Raw genomic sequence first — 1,806 nt, 5'->3', positions numbered from 1 at the left:
CTCTTAAGACCCTTCAAAACTGCACAGGTCAGACACGAAATATCTCCCGTTCTTCCGCTTTCTTCTCAGCTTCCTCTTCCGAGGCCTTCTCCTTTAAGCCTTAATTTCTTTTCCTCTTTTTCCGTATCCTAATAGATACGTTCGACCGGAGTTTGAAAGACGATCCCTCGTCTCCCATCTTCTCCCTAGAAAGGAGGTGATCCAGCCGCACCTTCCGATACGGCTACCTTGTTACGACTTCACCCCAGTTATCGGTCTCACCTTCGGCGCCTGGCTCCCTTGCGGGTTACCTCAACGACTTCGGGCGCTCCCAACTCCCATGGTGTGACGGGCGGTGTGTACAAGGCCCGGGAACGCATTCACCGCGACATGCTGATTCGCGATTACTAGCAACTCCAACTTCATGTGGGCGGGTTGCAGCCCACAATCCGAACTGGGACCGGTTTTTTGAGATCCGCTCCACCTTACGGTCTCGCTTCTCTTTGTACCGGCCATTGTAGCACGTGTGTAGCCCAGGTCATAAGGAGCATGATGATTTGACGTCGTCCCCACCTTCCTCCGTGTTATCCACGGCAGTCCTGTTAGAGTCCCCGGCTTTACCCGCTGGTAACTAACTGTAGGGGTTGCGCTCGTTGCGGGACTTAACCCAACATCTCACGACACGAGCTGACGACAACCATGCACCACCTGTCTCCTCGTCCCGAAGGACGTACATATCTCTATGCACTTCGAGGGATGTCAAGACCTGGTAAGGTTCTTCGCGTTGCTTCGAATTAAACCACATGCTCCGCTGCTTGTGCGGGCCCCCGTCAATTCCTTTGAGTTTCAACCTTGCGGCCGTACTCCCCAGGCGGAATACTTATTGCGTTTGCTCCGGCACAGGGGGGGTCGATACCCCCTACACCTAGTATTCATCGTTTACAGCGTGGACTACCAGGGTATCTAATCCTGTTCGCTCCCCACGCTTTCGCGCCTCAGCGTCAGTTACAGTCCAGAAAGCCGCCTTCGCCACTGGTGTTCCTCCTAATATCTACGCATTTCACCGCTACACTAGGAATTCCGCTTCCCTCTCCTGCACTCCTAGCCAACCAGTTTTAAATGCAGTTCCCAGGTTAAGCCCGGGTATTTCACATCTAACTTGATCGGCCGCCTGCGCGCCCTTTACGCCCAGTAATTCCGGACAACGCTCGCCCCCTACGTATTACCGCGGCTGCTGGCACGTAGTTAGCCGGGGCTTCCTCCCATGGTACCGTCACTTCCTTCTTCCCATAGGACAAAAGTTTACAATCCAAAGACCTTCTTCCTTCACGCGGCGTTGCTGGGTCAGGCTTTCGCCCATTGCCCAATATTCCCCACTGCTGCCTCCCGTAGGAGTCTGGGCCGTGTCTCAGTCCCAGTGTGGCCGGCCAACCTCTCAGTCCGGCTACCCATCGTCGCCTTGGTAGGCCTTTACCCTACCAACTAGCTAATGGGACGCGAGCCCACCCTGCACCGGATTTCTCCTTTGACCCCTGTACCATGTGATACTGTGGTCTCATGCGGTATTAGCACTGATTTCTCAGTGTTATCCCCCTGTGCAGGACAGGTTGCTCACGCGTTACTCACCCGTCCGCCACTAGATCAGATGTCTCCATGCCGAAGCATTTCCTCATCCTCTCCCGTTCGACTTGCATGTGTTAAGCACGCCGCCAGCGTTCGTCCTGAGCCAGGATCAAACTCTTCAATTTAATCCTTTTATTCAAGCAGGGCTTCGTTTCCTACCCCCTGCTCTTTGGCTCTTACTCAAAGTCCTCTCCGTTTCCGCTT

Annotated in this window: 1 rRNA gene; it reads right to left on the bottom strand. The window is 54.3% G+C overall.

The features are described 5' to 3' along the window. Positions 1-189: 189 nt before the first annotated feature. Positions 190-1,727: ribosomal RNA gene (locus H8699_RS12385) — 16S ribosomal RNA — on the bottom strand. Between the last annotated feature and the right edge of the window lie 79 nt (positions 1,728-1,806).

Origin of the sequence: Luoshenia tenuis (genome assembly GCF_014384745.1) — a bacterium.
Classification (GTDB): Bacteria; Bacillota; Clostridia; order Christensenellales.
Note: the sequence above shows the minus strand (reverse complement) of the source record. Positions and strands in the feature narration are given on the sequence as shown.